At 69.9% G+C, this 17,950-nt stretch carries 17 protein-coding genes; 12 read left to right on the top strand and 5 right to left on the bottom strand.

The window, feature by feature from the left end:
- Positions 1 to 18: 18 nt before the first annotated feature.
- Complete coding sequence (locus OHB23_RS18300; RefSeq protein WP_027503945.1) at positions 19 to 1,404, bottom strand: cystathionine beta-synthase; 1,386 nt, start codon at positions 1,402 to 1,404, stop codon at positions 19 to 21.
- Between the two features lie 118 nt (positions 1,405 to 1,522).
- On the opposite strand from OHB23_RS18300, the gene OHB23_RS18305 reads away from it, so the two are divergent.
- A complete protein-coding gene (locus tag OHB23_RS18305; protein ID WP_222646211.1) occupies positions 1,523 to 2,497 on the top strand; it encodes an SGNH/GDSL hydrolase family protein in 975 nt (324 codons plus the stop codon).
- A 64-nt stretch (positions 2,498 to 2,561) separates the two neighbouring features.
- Positions 2,562 to 3,779: an acetyl-CoA C-acetyltransferase gene (locus tag OHB23_RS18310; RefSeq protein ID WP_222638200.1), complete on the top strand. Its 1,218-nt coding sequence runs from the start codon at positions 2,562 to 2,564 to the stop codon at positions 3,777 to 3,779.
- A gap of 78 nt (positions 3,780 to 3,857) precedes the next feature.
- On the opposite strand, the gene OHB23_RS18315 is transcribed toward OHB23_RS18310, so the two are convergent.
- Positions 3,858 to 4,706: a Bax inhibitor-1/YccA family protein gene (locus tag OHB23_RS18315; RefSeq protein WP_222627467.1), complete on the bottom strand. Its 849-nt coding sequence runs from the start codon at positions 4,704 to 4,706 to the stop codon at positions 3,858 to 3,860.
- 200 nt (positions 4,707 to 4,906) lie between these two features.
- Here OHB23_RS18315 and OHB23_RS18320 point away from each other — a divergent pair, with 200 nt between their 5' ends.
- Positions 4,907 to 5,362 (top strand): hypothetical protein, encoded by a 456-nt coding sequence (locus OHB23_RS18320; protein WP_056447352.1) that lies wholly within the window; start codon positions 4,907 to 4,909, stop codon positions 5,360 to 5,362.
- 39 nt (positions 5,363 to 5,401) lie between these two features.
- Here OHB23_RS18320 and OHB23_RS18325 read toward each other — a convergent pair whose 3' ends face one another.
- Positions 5,402 to 6,523, bottom strand: coding sequence for a class I SAM-dependent methyltransferase (locus OHB23_RS18325; protein WP_328810083.1), 1,122 nt, complete (start codon positions 6,521 to 6,523; stop codon positions 5,402 to 5,404).
- A 65-nt stretch (positions 6,524 to 6,588) separates the two neighbouring features.
- Between OHB23_RS18325 and OHB23_RS18330 the strand changes: the two genes are divergently transcribed.
- The 7 genes from OHB23_RS18330 (at position 6,589) to OHB23_RS18360 (ending at position 13,273) form a co-directional block, all read left to right on the top strand.
- Positions 6,589 to 7,572 carry an NAD-dependent epimerase/dehydratase family protein gene (locus tag OHB23_RS18330; RefSeq protein WP_328810085.1) on the top strand — a complete coding sequence of 328 codons (984 nt, stop codon included), beginning with the start codon at positions 6,589 to 6,591 and terminating at the stop codon, positions 7,570 to 7,572.
- Between the two features lie 106 nt (positions 7,573 to 7,678).
- Complete coding sequence (locus tag OHB23_RS18335) at positions 7,679 to 8,266, top strand: biotin transporter BioY (protein ID WP_037183888.1); 588 nt, start codon at positions 7,679 to 7,681, stop codon at positions 8,264 to 8,266.
- A 1-nt stretch (position 8,267) separates the two neighbouring features.
- The gene (locus tag OHB23_RS18340) at positions 8,268 to 9,398 is read left to right on the top strand and encodes a thiolase family protein (RefSeq protein WP_328810086.1); all 1,131 of its coding nucleotides are present in this window, start codon (positions 8,268 to 8,270) and stop codon (positions 9,396 to 9,398) included.
- Positions 9,395 to 10,075 carry an energy-coupling factor ABC transporter ATP-binding protein gene (locus OHB23_RS18345; RefSeq protein WP_027503952.1) on the top strand — a complete coding sequence of 227 codons (681 nt, stop codon included), beginning with the start codon at positions 9,395 to 9,397 and terminating at the stop codon, positions 10,073 to 10,075. The genes OHB23_RS18340 and OHB23_RS18345 overlap by 4 nt, the downstream gene beginning before the upstream one ends.
- Complete coding sequence (locus OHB23_RS18350; RefSeq protein WP_222627477.1) at positions 10,072 to 10,689, top strand: energy-coupling factor transporter transmembrane component T family protein; 618 nt, start codon at positions 10,072 to 10,074, stop codon at positions 10,687 to 10,689. The genes OHB23_RS18345 and OHB23_RS18350 overlap by 4 nt, the downstream gene beginning before the upstream one ends.
- Positions 10,686 to 12,095 carry a class I adenylate-forming enzyme family protein gene (locus OHB23_RS18355; RefSeq protein WP_328810088.1) on the top strand — a complete coding sequence of 470 codons (1,410 nt, stop codon included), beginning with the start codon at positions 10,686 to 10,688 and terminating at the stop codon, positions 12,093 to 12,095. The genes OHB23_RS18350 and OHB23_RS18355 overlap by 4 nt, the downstream gene beginning before the upstream one ends.
- Positions 12,096 to 12,265: 170 nt before the next feature.
- Positions 12,266 to 13,273 carry a substrate-binding domain-containing protein gene (locus OHB23_RS18360; protein WP_027503955.1) on the top strand — a complete coding sequence of 336 codons (1,008 nt, stop codon included), beginning with the start codon at positions 12,266 to 12,268 and terminating at the stop codon, positions 13,271 to 13,273.
- A 75-nt stretch (positions 13,274 to 13,348) separates the two neighbouring features.
- Here the strand turns inward: OHB23_RS18360 and OHB23_RS18365 are convergent, their stop codons facing one another.
- Positions 13,349 to 14,701 carry an MFS transporter gene (locus OHB23_RS18365; RefSeq protein WP_222627478.1) on the bottom strand — a complete coding sequence of 451 codons (1,353 nt, stop codon included), beginning with the start codon at positions 14,699 to 14,701 and terminating at the stop codon, positions 13,349 to 13,351.
- A 138-nt stretch (positions 14,702 to 14,839) separates the two neighbouring features.
- Here OHB23_RS18365 and OHB23_RS18370 point away from each other — a divergent pair, with 138 nt between their 5' ends.
- Complete coding sequence (locus OHB23_RS18370; RefSeq protein ID WP_222650237.1) at positions 14,840 to 16,225, top strand: FAD-binding oxidoreductase; 1,386 nt, start codon at positions 14,840 to 14,842, stop codon at positions 16,223 to 16,225.
- A 23-nt stretch (positions 16,226 to 16,248) separates the two neighbouring features.
- Positions 16,249 to 16,893 (top strand): class I SAM-dependent methyltransferase, encoded by a 645-nt coding sequence (locus tag OHB23_RS18375; protein WP_037184236.1) that lies wholly within the window; start codon positions 16,249 to 16,251, stop codon positions 16,891 to 16,893.
- Here the strand turns inward: OHB23_RS18375 and OHB23_RS18380 are convergent.
- Entirely contained in the window at positions 16,869 to 17,948 is a 1,080-nt protein-coding gene (locus tag OHB23_RS18380) for a prenyltransferase (RefSeq protein ID WP_328810089.1), read from the bottom strand. The two genes, OHB23_RS18375 and OHB23_RS18380, sit on opposite strands and share 25 nt — an antisense overlap.
- Between the last annotated feature and the right edge of the window lie 2 nt (positions 17,949 to 17,950).

Raw genomic sequence — 17,950 nt, forward strand, 5'->3', positions numbered from 1 at the left:
GGTCAGTAGTTCCGTGTGTCAGGACGCGGTGGTGACGAATCCGAGGAGATCGTGGCGGGTGATGACGCCGACCGGCTTGCCGTCGTCGACGACCATGACGGCGTCGGTGTCGCCGAGCGTCTTCGTCGCGGCCGAGACCGGCTCACCGGCGCCGATGAGCGGGAACGGCGCACTCATGTGCGTCTTCACGGCGTCGGACAGGTTCGCCCGGCCCTCGAACACGGCACTGAGCAGATCGCGCTCGCTGACACTGCCCGCGACCTCGCCCGCCATGACCGGCGGCTCGGCGCCGACGACCGGCATCTGGGAGACGCCGTACTCGCGCAGGATCTCGATGGCGTCGCGCAGCGTCTCGGACGGGTGCGTGTGCACGAGGTCGGGCAGTGCGCCGGACTTGCCGCGCAGCACGTCACCGACGGTGGGCTCGGCGGTGCCGCCGTCGAGCCGGGTGCGCAGGAAGCCGTAGGAGCTCATCCACTTGTCGTTGAAGATCTTGCCGAGGTAGCCGCGACCACCGTCGGGCAGCAGGACGACGACGAGGGCGTCCGGGCCCTCGCGCTCGGCCACCTGCAGCGCGGCGACCATGGCCATACCGCAGGATCCGCCGACCAGCAGGCCCTCCTCGCGGGCCAGGCGACGCGTCATCTCGAACGAGTCGGCGTCGGACACGGCGATGATCTCGTCCGGGATCGACGGGTCGTACGCGCTGGGCCAGAAGTCCTCGCCCACGCCCTCGACGAGGTACGGCCGGCCGGTCCCGCCCGAGTAGACGGAACCCTCGGGATCGGCACCGATGATCTTCACCGCACCGCCCGACATCTCCTTGAGGTAGCGACCGGTTCCGGTGATGGTGCCGCCGGTACCGACGCCGGCGACGAAGTGCGTGATCTTGCCGTCCGTGTCGTTCCAGATCTCGGGTCCGGTGGTCTCGTAGTGGCTCTGCGGACCACCCGGATTGGCGTACTGGTTGGGCTTCCAGGCACCGTCGATCTCGCGCACGAGGCGGTCCGAGACGCTGTAGTAGCTGTCCGGATCCTCGGGGGCGACCGCGGTGGGGCACACGACGACCTGCGCGCCGTAGGCACGTAGGACGTTGCGCTTGTCCTCGCCGACCTTGTCGGGGCACACGAAGACGCACTTGTAGCCGCGCTGCTGTGCGACGAGGGCCAGGCCGACTCCGGTGTTGCCGGAGGTGGGCTCGACGATGGTGCCGCCGGGCTTCAGTTCACCGGACGCCTCGGCCGCCTCGATCATCTTGACGGCGATGCGGTCCTTCGAACTGCCACCGGGATTGAGGTACTCCACCTTGGCGGCGAGGAGTGCGGACCCGGGGGCGACGACGGTGTTCAGCTTCACCAGCGGGGTGTTGCCGATGAGGTCGACGACGCTGTTTGCAATGCGCATGCGTCCATCCTCCCAGATGTCCGGCCGGACACCCACCGAGCCTGGTCGCGCTGCGGCGATCGCACTGCACGGCACCACCGTCGGCGCACCTAGAATCGGACAGGTGAACGGAGGTGCGATGCAGCAGGGCGGCTCGGGTCGCGGTGGGTGGCGACAGGCAGCGGTGGCGGGAGCCGCCACCGTCGTCGCGGGATCCGGCGCGGGAACGCTGTCCTGGGCCGCGTACCGGCACCTGCTGGCGCAGGCGGCCGCTGCCCGGACCGTGATCGGCCGCAGCACGGACCGGCCGCCCGAGGCCGACGGTGTGTACGCCCCGGGTGCGCGCGTCCCGCAGCGGTGGCGCCCCGGCGTGCAGTCCGACCTGCACCTGATGATCTTCGGCGACTCGACGGCGGCCGGCATGGGCTGCGTCGTCGCGGACGAGGTGCCGGGCGTGCTGATCGCGCGGGGTCTCGCCGACGAGAGCCGGAAGCGGATCCGGTTGAGCACCAAGGCCATTCCCGGCGCGACATCCAAGGGACTCGAGGGTCAGGTCGATGCGATGCTGGTCGCCCACCACGACCGGCCCGACGCGGCGGTCGTCTTCATCGGCGCCAACGACGTCACCAAGAAGCATGCGGTGGCGGCCTCGGCCGAGCGTCTGCGTACCGCGGTGCGTCGCCTGCGGGCGGAGGGCACCGTCGTGGTCGTCGGAACGTGCCCGGACCTCGGTGTCGTCACCGCCATCCCGCAGCCGCTCCGCGCTGTCGTGCGAACGTGGGGCCACCGACTCGCGCGGGCTCAGACGTCGGCGACGCTCGCCGCCGGCGGCCACCCCGTCGCGCTGGCGGATCTGCTCGCCCCGGAGTTCCTCGCGGCACCGGAGCGGATGTTCTCGGCCGACCGTTTCCATCCGTCCGCGGCCGGATACGAACTCGCTGCCCAGCAGATCCTGCCCGTGCTGGCGGCCGCGCTGGGCGAATGGGCGGGCGGCCCCCTGCCGACGCTGCCCACGGTGTCGGACGTCGCCGAGCAGCGTCGCCTCGTCTCCCGCCTCACCGCCTCGGCCAACCGCCACGTGTCGCGGCTACGGCCGCGAGACGCCCTGCAGTGACCGGGGGCCCACCGGACGAGAGTTACCCTCCAGTCATATCGTCGCCAACCCCAGGAGTCCTCCCATGCCAGAAGCAGTGATCGTGTCCGTGGCCCGTTCGCCCATCGGGCGCGCGATGAAGGGGTCGCTCGTGAGCATGCGTCCCGACGACCTCGCAGCGCAGATGGTCAAGGCAGCCCTCGACAAGGTGCCCGCCCTCGACCCCACCATGATCGACGACCTCCTCATGGGGTGCGGTCTGCCCGGCGGCGAGCAGGGCTTCAACATCGGCCGCAACGTCGCCATCCAGCTCGGCTACGACTTCCTCCCCGGCACCACCATCACCCGCTACTGTTCCTCGTCGCTGCAGACCACCCGCATGGCACTGCACGCCATCAAGGCCGGCGAGGGCGACGTGTTCATCTCCGCCGGAGTCGAGACCGTCTCCCGCTTCGTCAAGGGCAACTCCGACTCGTACCCAGACACCCAGAACCCCATCTACGCCGACGCCCAGGCCCGCACCGAGAAGATCGCCGAGGGTGGCCAGACCTGGTCCGACCCCCGCGAGAACGGCAACCTCCCCGACGCCTACATCGCGATGGGCCAGACCGCGGAGAACGTCGCCCAGCTCACCGGCATCAGCCGTGAGGAGCAGGACCACTGGGGCGTCCGCAGCCAGAACCGCGCCGAGGAAGCCATCGCCAAGGGCCACTTCGAGAACGAGATCACCCCGGTCACGCTGCCCGACGGCACCGTCGTCAGCACCGACGACGGCCCCCGCGCCGGCACCACCTACGAGAAGATCTCGCAGCTCAAGCCGGTCTTCCGCCCGGACGGCACCATCACCGCCGGCAACGCCTGCCCGCTGAACGACGGCGCCGCGGCACTGGTGATCATGTCCGACACCAAGGCCAAGGAGCTTGGCCTGACCCCGCTCGCCCGCGTCGTGTCCACCGGCGTCTCGGGCCTCTCGCCCGAGATCATGGGCCTCGGCCCCATCGAGGCCTCGAAGAAGGCGCTCGCGCTCGCCGGCAAGACCATCGACGACATCGACCTGGTCGAGATCAACGAAGCCTTCGCCGTCCAGGTGATCGGCTCCGCACGGGAATTGAAGATCGACGAGGACAAGCTCAACGTCTCCGGCGGCGCCATCGCCCTCGGACACCCCTTCGGCATGACCGGTGCCCGCATCACCGCGACCCTGCTCAACAACCTGCGCGCCCACGACAAGCAGTTCGGTCTCGAGACCATGTGCGTCGGCGGCGGACAGGGCATGGCCATGGTGCTCGAGCGCCTCAGCTGAGTCGGTCTCGTACAGCAGACAGCCCCCGCCCTCCGAGAGGAGGACGGGGGCTGTCGGCTGTGACGACTACCGCTGGAACTAGTCGTTGTTGAAGTAGCTCAGCAGTCGCAGGATCTCGACGTACAGCCAGACCAGGGTGATGGTCAGACCGAGCGCGACGCCCCAGGCAGCCTTCTCCGGTGCCTGGGCACGGATCAGCTGGTCGGCGGAGTCGAAGTCGAGCAGGAAGCTGAACGCGGCGATGCCGATGCAGACGAGGCTGAAGATGATGGCGACGGTGCCGCCGTCACGCAGTCCGAGCCCGCCGGGGGTGAAGAAGCTGGCGACCAGGTTGCCGAGCATGAGCACGACGACACCGATGAGGGCGCCGACGACCATGCGGGTGAGGCGCGGCGTGACACGGATGGCGCCGGTCTTGTAGACGACGAGCATGCCGAAGAAGACGCCGAAGGTGCCGAGCACGGCCTGGGCGATGAGCGCACTGCCGCCGACGCCGCCGAAGCTGATGTCGGTGAACATGAGCGACAGGGCACCGAGGAACACGCCCTCGAAGGCCGCGTACGCGAGCACCAGGGGCGCACTGTCCATCTTGCGGCCGAACGTCGCCACGAGGACGAGGACGAAGCCGATGAGTCCGCCGCCGATGACGAACATCGGGGCCAGGCCGGGGTTGTTGCTCGCGAGCACGTAGGACGCGATGGCGAACACCGTCAGGACACCGAGGGTGGTGGCCGTCTTGGTGACGACGTCGTCGATCGTCATCGCACGCTGCTGCGGACCGGTCTGGTACGGCTGCGGCTGTCCCTGCGGGGAGCCGTACTGCTGGGTGACCGCACCGGCACCGGCGGCGGCCGAACCGAAGGAGGCATATCCGCCTCCCGCCTGCTTGGGCAGATTGCGGAACACCGGGTTGCTGGAAGTGCGCACCGTGTCTCATCCCTTTCGTGTGGTGGAGCCTGTGTATCTCTCAACGTTCGGATGCGACGGAAAAGTTCCCATCGGACAAAACGGACTGTACCGGGCGGACGTCGCCGTTCCCCCAGCGCAGTACCGCATCAGTACACACGGTCGGCGCACGTTTGTCCGCTCACGTTTGTCGCTCGGGCGATCCGGGCACCTTCTCCCTCATGAGCATCGAAGACGGACCCGGAGACACGCTGGACCAGAGTGAGAGTCTCGACTCGGACGAGATCCGAGGCACGGACGACGTCGACGACGTGGTCACCCCGCCGGACTCGTGGACCGAGGCCGACAAGTTCGGCACCACCGAACGCGAGGCGCGTGAGGGTGAGAGCCTCGACCAGAAGCTGGCCGAGGAAGTGCCGGACGTCCCGCTGGAGGAGGAACTCGACGTCCCCGTGGCGGCGACACCAGACGACGATCTGACCGAGGAACTGGTGGACCGAGTCGTCGACAGCGACGACGAGAACGACTACATCGCGGACGCCACGGAGGACGACGGCACCGACGGCGCCGCCGTGAAGGACGCGGACGTGGTGGACGGAGTCGTGGTGGAGAACTCTGCGACGCACCGCGGCCAGATCGACGGGACCCCCGAGGACGCGGGCTCCTACTTCGACTGAGTCACGTCCGCCTGACTTGTGCGGCCGACACATTCACCGTCACCTGATCGACCGGGTGACGGTGAATTTGTCGTTGCGGCCCATCACCTCCGTCGGCCCCACCATGCGCGCGAGCATGGAGCGGAACCGCAGGTGTGAGTTGTGCACCGCCCACAGTTCGCCGCCGGGGCGCAGGACGGTCCGCGCGGCCGCGAAGAGTTTCTCCGCTCCCCCGGTGTGCACGGCCGCGTTCTCGTGGAACGGTGGATTGCACAGGATCACGTCGGCGCTCGCGGGCGCCTCCGACGCCATGGCGTCGTCCCGACGCGCCGTCACCCGCACGCCGGACGCCTCCGCCGTGGCCACCGCCGAGGCCACCGCCGCGGCCGAGCGGTCTGTGGCGACCACCTCCGCGTCCGGCCGCAGGCGCGCGGCGAGGACCGCGAGAATGCCGGTCCCGCACCCCAGATCGACGATGCGGCGCGCGTCGGGCGACATCCGGTCGAGGAACGTGCACAGGTACCGGGTGCCGATGTCCAGCCGGTCCCCGGAGAAGACGGCACCGTGGGCGACCACGGTGAGGTCCAGATCGGCGAGGACGGTCGACACGGGGTACGTCGCGCTCTCCCGAGGCAGCGGCCCGGTCGCCACCAACCCGCGGGACTTCTGCGCCGCGCGGGTGGCCGCCACGTCGGTGAAGTTCGCGGCGAGCACGTCGTTCATCGACCGACTCATGTGTTTGAGTCGACCCGCCGAGATGACGCGGACCGACGGATCCGCCCAGCGGGCAACGGCTTCGGCGATCTCGGTGAGCTCGGCGAGGGCGCGGGGAAGCTGCAGCAGCACCACGGTCGCACCGTCGAGCAACTCTCGGTCCAACGCGTGGCTCGTGTAGACGTCGCCGAGGCCGAGCGCGCCGGCGTTGCGGGCCAGCGCGAGCTCGGAGGTGAGGGGATCCTGGTGCACGCGAATGCCGGCGAGGCCGTGCGCGGCGGCGGTCCCGAGGGTCAGCGCGCCGTACCGGTCGCCGATCACCGCGACCGACCCGGGCTCGGCGGTGGAGGTCGACTCCGCGGCCTCGGCCAGGATCAACCGGTCGGAGGCGTCGACGGCGTGGAGATTGGGCGCCTCGACATCGGGTGAGCGACGGAGCGCGCCGAGAACATGGTCCGGATCCTGCATCGTCGCAGTCTCTCACTCCCACCGAACCTTGCTTGAATCCCGACGTCAGCGGGCATCATCGACCCATGGGACTCACAGTGGCAGTGACCGGTCCGACCGGCGAGATCGGCATGTCGGCGGTGGACGCGCTCGAGCGCGATCCGGCCGTGGACCGCATCCTCGGCATGGCGCGACGACCGTTCGACGTGGACGAGCACGGCTGGACCAAGACGGAGTACCGGCAGGGCGACATACTCGATCGTGAGGCGGTGGACGCCTTCGTCGCCGAGGCGGATGTCGTGGTGCACCTCGCCTTCCTCATCATGGGATCGCGTGCCGAGAGTTCACGGATCAACCTGGCCGGGACTCGCACCGTCTTCGAGGCGACGGTGGCCGCCGCGCGGCCGACACGGCTCGTCTACACCTCGTCCGTCGCCGCGTACGGCTATCACTCGGACAACCGGGTGCCGCTGACCGAGGACACGCCGACGCGCGGATCGAAGGAGCACTACTACTCCGAGCAGAAGGCCGAACTCGAGGAGGTCCTCGACGAGGTCACCGCGGGATCGGACCTCGAGGTGTACGTCCTGCGGCCGTGCATCGTCGCCGGCCCGAAAGCGCCCGCCCTGGCCGACTCCATGCCGTGGCGCTCGATCGCCGCCCAGCTCCCCGCACCATTGGGGGCCGTGGTCGGCGCGGTGCGTCCGGTGTTCCCCGACCCGGGACACCCGCTGCAACTGGTGCACCACGACGACGTGGCGACGGCCATCGCGCTCGCCGCGACCAAGGATGGACCTCCCGGCCCGTACAACATCGCGGGCGACGGGGTGGTGTCCCTGTCGCAGGTGGCGGCCGCGCTGGGCGCCTTCCCGGTGCGGGTGCCGTCCCTCCTCGGGTCTGCGGCGTCGGCGGTGATCCGCACCCTCCCGTTCGTCCCGTCGATGGTGGAGTGGGTGCACGTGGGACGGACGTCCGTCGTCATGGACACCTCGAAGGCCAAGCGCGACCTCGGGTGGCATCCCGCGCACAGCAGCTCCGCCACCCTGAACGCCCTCGTCGCGTCGCTGTGACACGACGGGGAGTTGCACCGGGCACGAGCACCCCACTAGCGTGACTCCGCGCACTTGAACACCGTTCAAGTGGTCCTCGCTCACGCCACGCACAGGAGTCCCGACCGTGTCCCCTCGTTTCTCGGCTCGTGACCTCGCTCAGGTCGCCGTCTTCGCGGCACTGATCGCGGCACTCGGCCTTCCCGGCTCCATCACGGTCGGCATCAGCGGTGTGCCCATCACCCTGCAGACCCTCGGCGTCATCGCCGCGGGCGCGGTTCTCGGCGCCCGCAAGGGTGCGGCCGCGGTACTGGTCCTGCTCGCACTCGTCGCGATCGGCCTCCCGTTGCTCGCCGGCGGACGCGGCGGTCTCGGCGTCTTCGCGGCCCCCAGCGTCGGGTACCTCGTCGGATGGGTCGTGGGCGCCTTCGTCATCGGCGCGCTCACGCGGCTGATCGTCCCGTCCTACCCGCTGTGGGCCGGTCTGCTCGTCAACGCCGTGGGCGGCATCGCCGTCATCTACGTCTTCGGCGTCCTCGGCCTCCTGCTGCGCACCGACCTCGGCGTAGGGGCGGCCATCGCGTCCACGGGCGCCTACGTTCCCGGCGACGCGGTCAAGGTCGTCGTCGCGACCGTCGTCGCGAAGGGCGTGCACCGCGCCTACCCCGGTCTCGTCGCGCCGCGGCGTCGCGCGACCGTCGGGTCCGCCGCCTGACATGGTGCGCTCGTCCCCGCGCGATCCGATCCTGCTGGCGGGACGGCGGACGGCGATCGGCACGGCGGGGCATGCGTTCGCCGACCTGACGGCCGCCGACCTCGCGGCACCCGTCCTCGCCGACGTCGCTCGCCGAGTGCACCATCTCGGCCGCATCGACGACGTCGTCCTGGGCAACTGCCTCGGTCCCGGCGGCGACCTCGCTCGGGTCGCCGCGCTGCAGGCCGGTCTCGGTCACCACGTCCCTGGCGTGACGGTCGACCGCCAGTGCGGCTCGGGCCTCGACGCCGTGGCCCTGGCCTCGTCCCGTGTCCGCGCGGGTGACGACGCCCTGATTCTCGCGGGGGGAGTCGAATCGGCGAGCACGGCGCCGTGGCGTTTCCACGCCCCGGTCGGCGACGGGGGTCCGCAGCGGTACACGCGCGCACCGTTCACCCCGCGCGGTCACCCCGACCCCGACATGGGCACGGCCGCGGACGATCTCGCCCGCACGCTCGGCATTGACCGGGAGCGACAGGACGCGTACGCCGAACGCTCGCACCGACTCGCCTCGCAGACGGACTTCTCGGCGGAGATCGTCACCGTCGCCGGGATCGATCTCGACGAGCGGGTGCGCAGCGGACTCACCACGGCGCGTCTGAGCAGGCTGCGTCCGGCGTTCTCCCCCGACGGCACCGCCACCGCGGGCAACTCGTGCGGCATCTCCGACGGCGCGGCCGTGCTCGCCGTGACGACCGCGGACCTGGCCGACGGCCCTGCCCTGCGGGTACTCGGCTGGGCCGTCGCCGGGACGGATCCCGCGCTCCCCGGACTGTCCCCCGTGCCCGCGGTCCGCGCCGTCCTCGACCGCTGCGGAGTCAACCTGTCCGACGTCGGGATCGTCGAGATCACCGAGGCCTTCGCCTCGGTGGCCCTGGCGGCCGTCGACCGGCTGGGCATCGATCCGGACATCGTGTGCCCGCACGGAGGGGCCATCGCGCTCGGACACCCGTGGGGCGCCTCCGGAGCAATTCTCCTCGTCCGGTTGGCTGAGCAGATGGCCACGACCGACTCCCCCGCTCTCGGTCTTGCGGTGTGCGCCATCGGCGGTGGTCAGGGCATCGCCATGCTCGTGGAACGAGTCGGAGCATGAGCGTGATCCGGTTCGATCACGTCTCGCACGGATACGGCGATCGGCCCGTGCTGCGCGACATCGATCTCGAGATCACCGAACACCGCGTCGGCATCGTCGGATCCAACGGCTCCGGGAAGTCGACCCTGGCCCGCATGATCAACGGTCTGGTGTCGCCGAGTTCCGGCACCGTCACCGTCGACGGTCTGAACGTCGCGCGCAAGGGTGGCCAGGTGCGACGGAAGGTCGGGTTCGTGTTCACGGACCCGGACAACCAGATCGTGATGCCGACCGTCGCCGAGGATCTGGCGTTCTCGCTGCGCCGTACCGGAGCGTCGAAGGACGAGGTGGCGGACCGCGTCGCCGACATGCTCGACCGTTTCGGGCTGGCCGGTCACGCCGATCATCCCGCGCACCTGTTGTCCGGCGGACAGAAACAGATGCTGGCGATCGGCGCGGTGCTGATCCGCCGACCCGAGGTCCTGGTGGCCGACGAACCCACCACGCTTCTCGATCTCCGCAACTCCCGCAAGGTCGGCGCGGTGTTCGACACTCTCGAGCAGCAGGTCGTCGTGGTGACACATCACCTCGATCTCCTGACGAACTTCGATCGCGTCATCGTGATCCACGACGCTCGGGTCGCCCACGACGGACGGCCCGCCGACGCCCTGCCCGCGTACGAGGCGCTGCTCGAATGATCGGCCTCTACCGACCCGGTCACTCGCTCCTGCACCGACTTCCGGCCGGGTGGAAGCTTCTGCTGCTCATGGTCGGCGTCATCGCGGTCATCGCCCTCGTTCGCCGACCGGTCGACGTCGCGGTCGCTGCCGGCGTGGTCGCCGTTCTCTTCGGGATCGGGGGCATCGGCCCGCGGACCGCACTCGCGCAGATCCGGCCGCTCTTCTGGATGATCGCGATCATCGCGGTGTTCCAGGTGATCATCACGACCCCGGCCCGCGCCGTGGTCGTGTGCGGGATTCTCGTCGTCACGGTGGCCGCGGCGAGTCTGGTCACCCTCACCACCCGGGTGACCGCGATGCTCGACGTGTGCGGCAGGGTCCTGGAACCGTTGCGGCGCTTCGGCGTCGACCCCGACCGCATCGGACTGCTGCTGGCACTGACGATCCGGCTCGTCCCCGTCCTCACCGGCATCGTGCACGAGGTCTCCGACGCACGGAAGGCCCGCGGACTGCAGTGGTCGATGACCGCGCTGGCGACACCCGTGGTGGTCCGCGCGCTGCGGACCGCGGATGCGCTGGGAGACAGTCTCGTCGCCCGCGGCGTGGACGACGACCGGGACGATGACGCGTGATCGCGGACTCGATCGACGAGCGCATCGGTCGTCGCGCCCGGGACCGTCCGGACTCGCTCGCGGTCGTCGCCGCGCACGGCAGTCTCACCTATCGTGAGATGTGGGATCGGTCGGGACGCGTCGCCGCACGCCTGCTCGGTGCGAAGCGAGTGGCCGTCCTCCCGGCGTCCGATCTCGGTTCCGTCGTCACGGTTCTCGGCGCGATCCGTGCAGGTTGCTCGCTCGTCCTCCTGCACCGCCACCTGCTTCCCGACCACCTCGCATCGGTTCTCGAGATCGGTCGCCCCGCTGCGGTGATCGCCACGGAGCGCGGGCGGACCCGGCTGCGTCGACTCGGCGTCACCGGCACGCTCACCTCGCCCGACGACCTCGCCGCCGCGCCCGCGGTCCCCCTCCCGGCACCGGACGAGGCCGGAGAACTGCTGGCGGGGTTGACTTCCGGCACGTCGGGCACCCCCAAGCTCTTCGTCCGCTCGCGGCGGTCGTGGTCGCGCACGCTCGATCGATCCGACGAGGAGTTCACCGTGGACCGGCACTCCCGGGTGGCCGCACCGGGCGTCCTGGACCACACCCACTTCCTCTACGGACTGGTGCACGCACTCACGCGAGGTGCTGCCGTGGACCTACGGCCCCTCGAGTCGTGGTCCTCCGCGGGAGACGTCGACCCGACGCACGTCTACACCGTGCCCACCCTCGCACACGACATCGCCGTGTCCACCCGACCCCGGCTGGCGCAGGTCCGAGAAGTGTTGTCCTCGGGTGCTTTCTGGCCGCGCTCCGGTCGCGACGCCCTGTCCGCTCGCGTTCCCGGCGCTCGGCTCGTGCACTTCTACGGCGCCTCGGAACTGTCGTTGGTGGCCGTGGACTCCTCCACCGAACCGGTTCCCGACGGCTCCGCCGGGCGGCTCGTCTCGGGAGTCCGCACGAGAACCGTGGACGGCGTCGTCAGCGTGCACAGCGACATGCTGTTCGACGGATACCTGACCCACCCCGATCACGCGGAACCGTCCGACGGGCCCGTGAACGGGTGGACGAGCGTGGGCGATCGAGGCGAGATCCGCGGCGGGTGGCTGTTTCTCGCGGGCCGCAGTTCCGACACCATCGTGCGCGGCGGCCTCAAGGTGGAGCCACTCGATGTGGAGACCGCCCTGCGGGGGTTTCCCGGCGTGCTCGACGCGGCGTGTGTGGGCGAGCCGGATCCGAGGATGGGGCACGTCCCGGTCGCGGCGATCACGGTCTCGGAGCCGGTCGACCGCACCGCTCTGCGGCGTCATCTGCGGGCACACCTCGAGGCACCGGCGATGCCCACTCGCGTGGTCACGGTGCCCGCGCTCCCCCGCACGGCCCGCGGCAAGCTCGACCGCCCTGCCGTCCTGGCGATGATCGCGACCGGGCCTGGATCCTGACGGCTCGCTGTGCTGCGGACGTATTGTCCGAACAAACTATTGACTTCCCTTGTGATGTGGATTACACATATGTCGGGCCGCGACCGAACAGGTCACCGGCTCGATCCATTCCAGTCGTACCCAGTATGTCGCCGCGTTGTTCTCTCGTCGGCGTTCGAGAAAGAGACCGAATGACACGTCATTTCACCCGTCGGGGCACTGCTGTCGCTCTCGGCGTGGCACTGAGCGTCAGCCTGGCAGCGGGCTGCTCCAGTTCGGGCGGCGCACCGGAGTCCTCCGGTGACGGCGGCGGCAACGCCGGCACGGCCGACACCCCGCGCGCCACGATCGCGATGATCACGCACGAGGTTCCCGGTGACACGTTCTGGGACCTCATCCGCAAGGGCGCCGAGGCGGCTGCGGCCAAGGACAACATCGAGCTGCGCTACTCGGCCGATCCCGAGGCACCGAACCAGGCCAACCTGGTGCAGAGCGCCATCGACTCCGACGTCGACGGCATCGCGGTCACACTGGCCAAGCCCGACGCCATGGCACCCGCCGTCGAGGCCGCCACGGCCGCCGGCATCCCGGTCGTCGCCTTCAACTCCGGCTACGACGCGTGGAAGGACCAGGGCGTCCAGCAGTACTTCGGCCAGGACGAGACCATCGCCGGCCAGGCCGTCGGTGCGCGTCTGACCACCGAGGGTGCGAAGAAGACCCTCTGCATCATCCAGGAGCAGGGCCAGGTCGCCCTCGAATCCCGTTGCGCGGGTGTGACGCAGGGCTTCACCGGCGGTTCCACCGAGATCCTGAACGTCAACAGCAAGGACATGCCGTCCGTCGAGGCCACCATCACGGCCAAGCTGCAGCAGGATCCGACCATCGACCACATCGTCGCCCTGGGCGCTCCCATCGCGCTGACCGCGGTGCAGTCCAAGGCGAACGCCAACTCCGAGGCCACGGTGGTCACCTTCGACACCAACGCCGCACTCGTCGAGGCCATCCAGAGCGGCGACGTCGCGTGGGCCGTCGATCAGCAGCCCTACCTCCAGGGCTACCTGGCCGTCGACTCGCTGTGGCTGTACCTGAACAACGGCAACACCATCGGTGGCGGCACGCCCGTTCTGACCGGCCCGGCCTTCATCGACTCGACGAACATCGACGCGATCGCCGAGTACGCCAAGGGCGGCACTCGCTAGCCTCCACGCACACGAGATCCGGTGCAGAGATCCGCGTTCACCGCGGATCTCTGCACCGGATTCGTCGTCGTGGGGTCAGGTCAGGTCGTTGTTCTTCGTCTCCACCAGTGCTCGCGTGCAGATCAGACTGAGCACCGACAGGAGCGCCAGCATGACGCCCACGGCGATGCTGCCGAACTGCGCCGTCAACGGAGCCGCCAGCAGCGGTGGGATCGCACCGCCGAGCACGCCCGCCAGGTTGTAGCCGAGACCGGCACCGGTGTAGCGGAACCGGGTCCGGAACAGCTCCGGGAGCAGCGCACCGGTGGGGCCGTAGGCGATACCGAAGATGGACAGGGTCACGCACATCGCGATCACGTACGCCGTACTCGATCCCGTGTCGAGGATCGGGAACAGGGCGAGCGACCAGGGAACGGCCGCCGCGCAGGACACCATGATGACGCGGCGCCGACCCACCCGATCCGAGAACGTCGCCGACAGCGCGATGGTGATGCCGAAGATCACCGCACCGACGATGCCGGTCCACAGCACGAACGGCCGGTCGAAGCCGAGGGTCTTCGTGCCGTAGCTCGTGAGATACGCGGTGCCCATGTAGAACAGCGAGAACAGCGACGCCAGCGCACCGGCCGCGAGCAGCACCTCGCGCTTCTGCACGTGCCACGCCTCGAGCACCGGGAGCCGGGTGGGAGCGGACGGCGTGGTCGCGGCGGCGGCCTGATCGGCCTTGAACACCGGCGTCTCCTCGATCGCGAGGCGCATGTAGAGACCGATCAGCACCAGCACGGCGCTGAAGAGGAACGGGATCCGCCACCCGTAGTTCAGGAACGTGTCGTTGGTGTCGCCGAAGACGGCGCCGGTCACCAGGAACGTCGCGCTGGAGAGGATGAAGGCGGCGGCCGGACCGAGCTGCGGGAACATGCCGTAGAAGCCGCGCCGCTTCGCCGGTGCGTACTCGGCGGTCAGCAGCGTCGCTCCCGCCCATTCACCGCCGACGGCGAACCCCTGCCCGAACCGCAGCACCACCAGGATGATCGGTGCGGCGACGCCGATGGTCGCGGCACCGGGGAGCAGCCCGATGACGAAGGTGGAGACACCCATCAACAGCAGCGTCGAGATCAGCGTCTTCTTGCGGCCGATGCGGTCGCCGAAGTGGCCGAACAGCACGGCTCCTGCGGGACGCGCGACGAACGCGACGGCGAAGGTGGCGAACGAGGCCACGGTGCCGGCTGTCGATCCCAGTGCCGGGAAGAACACCGTCGGGAACACCAGCGCGGCCGCGGTGCCGTAGATGAAGAAGTCGTAGAACTCGATGGTCGTTCCGATGCCGCTGGCGACGGCCACCTTGCGGACGCTCGTGGCGGGCGGTGCCGCGACGGGTGGTGCCGAGGTGGCGCGCGCCGTCGCGTCGTCCGGCGAAACTGTGGTCATGGTTCTCCATCCGAGGTGAGGATCGTCCGAATCGTCGGACTCGGGAGGAACGTATGTGACCTGAACCACTCCCACCACCCTCCGAAGAGGGGGGCGGGATCCGGCGGGCGGGCGGTCGCCCGGCGCTACGCTCGACCGATGATCGTCGATGCCCTGCTCGCCGTACTCCCCGCCGATCGGGTGGTGGTCGATCCCGACGTCATGGCGTCCTACCAGCACGACGAGGCCGAGTGGGCGCCGTCCGCGACCCCTCTCGCGGTGGTGCGTCCGGCCACGGCCGACGAGGTCCAGGCGACGGTACGGGCATGCCTCGACCACGGCACCGCCGTGGTGACCCGCGGCGCCGGGACAGGGCTCTCCGGCGGCGCGAACGCCACCGCGGGGTGCATCGTCCTCGCGCTCGACCGCATGACCGCGATCACCGAGATCGATCACCTCGAGCGGTACGCCGTCGTGCAACCGGGCGTGATCAACGACGATCTGCGCGCTGCCGTCGCGGAGGTCGGCCTCTGGTACCCACCGGATCCGGCGAGTTCGCCGTGGTCGACCATCGGCGGCAACGTCGCCACCAACGCCGGCGGCCTGTGCTGCGTGAAGTACGGCGTGACCCGCGACTACGTCATGGGCATGGAGGTGGTCACGGGCACCGGTGAGAAGGTCCGACTCGGCCGACGCACCGCGAAGGGCGTCGCGGGGTACGACCTCGCCGGGCTGATGGTCGGCTCGGAAGGAACACTCGGCGTCATCACCGAGATCACCGTCAAACTGCGCCCCCTCCAGGACCCGCAACGGACCGTCGCCGGCTACTTCGACTCGATCGTCGACGCGGGCCGAGCGGTCGCCGCCGTCGCCGCCGCCGGGCTCACCCCCTCCGCTCTGGAACTGGTGGACAAGCAGTGCCTCCTCGCGGTGGACGCGTGGAAGAACATGGGACTGTCCGTCGACGCCGAAGTGGTGCTGCTCGGCCGCGTGGACACCCCCGGGCAGATCGGTGACCAGGAGGCTGAGAAAATGCTCGCCTGCTTCGACGAGGGCGGCGCCACCTGGTCGGCGGTGTCCACCGATCAGGAGGAGGCGGACGCGCTCTTCGCGGCGCGGCGCCTGGCCTACCCGGCCATGGAACGACTGGGCCCGGTGCTCACCGAGGACGTGTGCGTCCCCAAACGGCATGTGCCGGAAATGCTGTCGCGGATCGAGAAGATCGGCATCGCCCACGACGTCGTCATCGCCAACATCGCCCACGCCGGCGACGGCAACCTGCACCCACTGCTCATCACACCCCCGGGAGACGACGCCGCCCGAGCACGCTCGCAGGCGGCGTTCGCCGAGATCATCGACGCCGCACTCGCCCTCGGCGGCACGGTCACCGGCGAGCACGGCGTCGGCCTGCTCAAGATGCACGGACTCGTCCAGGAACTCGATCCGGTGGTCCTCGCGATGCACCGCGCGGTCAAGGACGCACTCGATCCGCAGGGCATCCTCAACCCGGGCAAGGTGTTCGACCAGCTAGGCTCGCCCGTGTGACCGACACCCCCGCACGTCCCGTCATGCCCGACGACCTGCGCGAGTTCGCTGAGGCGGCAACAGGATTCATGCCCGCCGACGAGGGACTCGCGCTCTTCGACGCCACCGCCGAGTTCCTGGGCGACGGCGTGGTGGTGGAGATCGGCACCTACTGCGGCAAGTCGACCGTGTACCTCGGCGCCGCGGCGCGCGCCACGGGCGGCCGTGTGGTCACCGTCGACCACCACCACGGATCCGAGGAGCACCAGGTCGGCTGGGAGTACCACGACACCACGCTCGTCGACCCGGCCACCGGTGCGCTGGACACTCTCGGACGATTCCGCCGCACCCTGGCGGGGGCGGGCCTCGAGGACGTCGTCGTCGCCGTCGTCGGCCGTTCCGGCGACGTCGCCACGCTGTGGAAGCATCCCGTCGACGTGCTGTTCATCGACGGCGGCCACACCGACGAGGCGGCCACCGTCGATTTCCAGGGGTGGGCGCCGTGGGTCGCGGTCGGAGGCGCCCTGCTCATCCACGACGTGTTCCCGGATCCGGCGGACGGCGGGCAGGCCCCGTACCGCATCTACCGGCGTGCCCTCGACAGCGGCATGTTCACCGAGAACCGCGTGGTCGGCTCACTGCGAGTGCTGGTGCGGACCTCGGGTCAGCCGGGCACGCTCGCCGGGTAGAACTCCCCGGCGCAACCGCAGCTGCGATGCGCACCGGAGAGCCCGACGGGCAGATCGTCCCCCCGGAAGATGCCGGATCCGGCACTGGACCGGGACAGGGCGTCGGCCGCCAGAATCATGGCTCCGGTGGTCCACGTCGTCCTCTCGACGGGCCACCGCTTGCCGTCCGCGTAGACCAACCCGGTCCAGTACGACCCGTCGTCGTCCCGCAGGTGCTGCATGCTTCCGAGCAGGTCCGTCGCCACGTCGACCCGGTCCATCGCGTCGAGAGTCAGAACCAGCTCACACGTTTCGGCACCGGTGACCCACGGTCGGTCGTCGACACAGCGGATGCCGAGCCCCTCCACGACGAAGTCCGACCACCGGTCGTCGATGCGCCGCCCGGCCGCCGGTCCGCGCACGGCGCCGCCCAGGATCGGGTAGTACCAGTCCATGGAGTACGACGGCTTCGGCGTGAAAGCCGAGAGGTGATGCCGCAGAACGTGACCCAGCCGGCCGACGGCGACCTCCCAGTCCGGCTGCGGGTCGCCGATGTACGCCGCGAGGGCCAGCGCGCACCGCAGACTGTGGTGGATGCTGGCGTTCCCGGTGAGCAGGGCCTCGGCACGCGATCCGTTCGGCCCTGCGGCCCAGGCGATCTCGCCGCGGTCGGTCTGCAGACCGAGGACGAAGTCGACGGCGCGGCGCACGGTGGGCCACAGGGCCAGGGCGAAGTTGTCGTCGCCGGTGACGAGGAAGTGGTGCCACACTCCCACGGCGATGTATGCGCAGAAGTTGGTGTCGGCGCCGGCGTCCTCCACGACGTCGCCGCGCAGCCGGATCGGCCAGGTGCCGTCGCTGCGCTGCGTGCGCCGCGACCACTCGTACGCGGCGTCGGCCTCCTCGACGAGGCCCGCGGCGCTGAGCGCCATGGCCGATTCGACGTGGTCCCACGGGTCGAGGTGCCCGCCCTCGGACCACGGAATCGCCCCGGACCGGACCTGGACGGCGGCGATGCTGCGCGCACTGGCGAGACACTGCTCGGCGGACAGGATTCCGGGAACCGACGGGGTCACGT

This window comes from Rhodococcus sp. NBC_00294, assembly GCF_036163995.1.
Classification (GTDB): domain Bacteria; phylum Actinomycetota; class Actinomycetes; order Mycobacteriales; family Mycobacteriaceae; genus Rhodococcoides.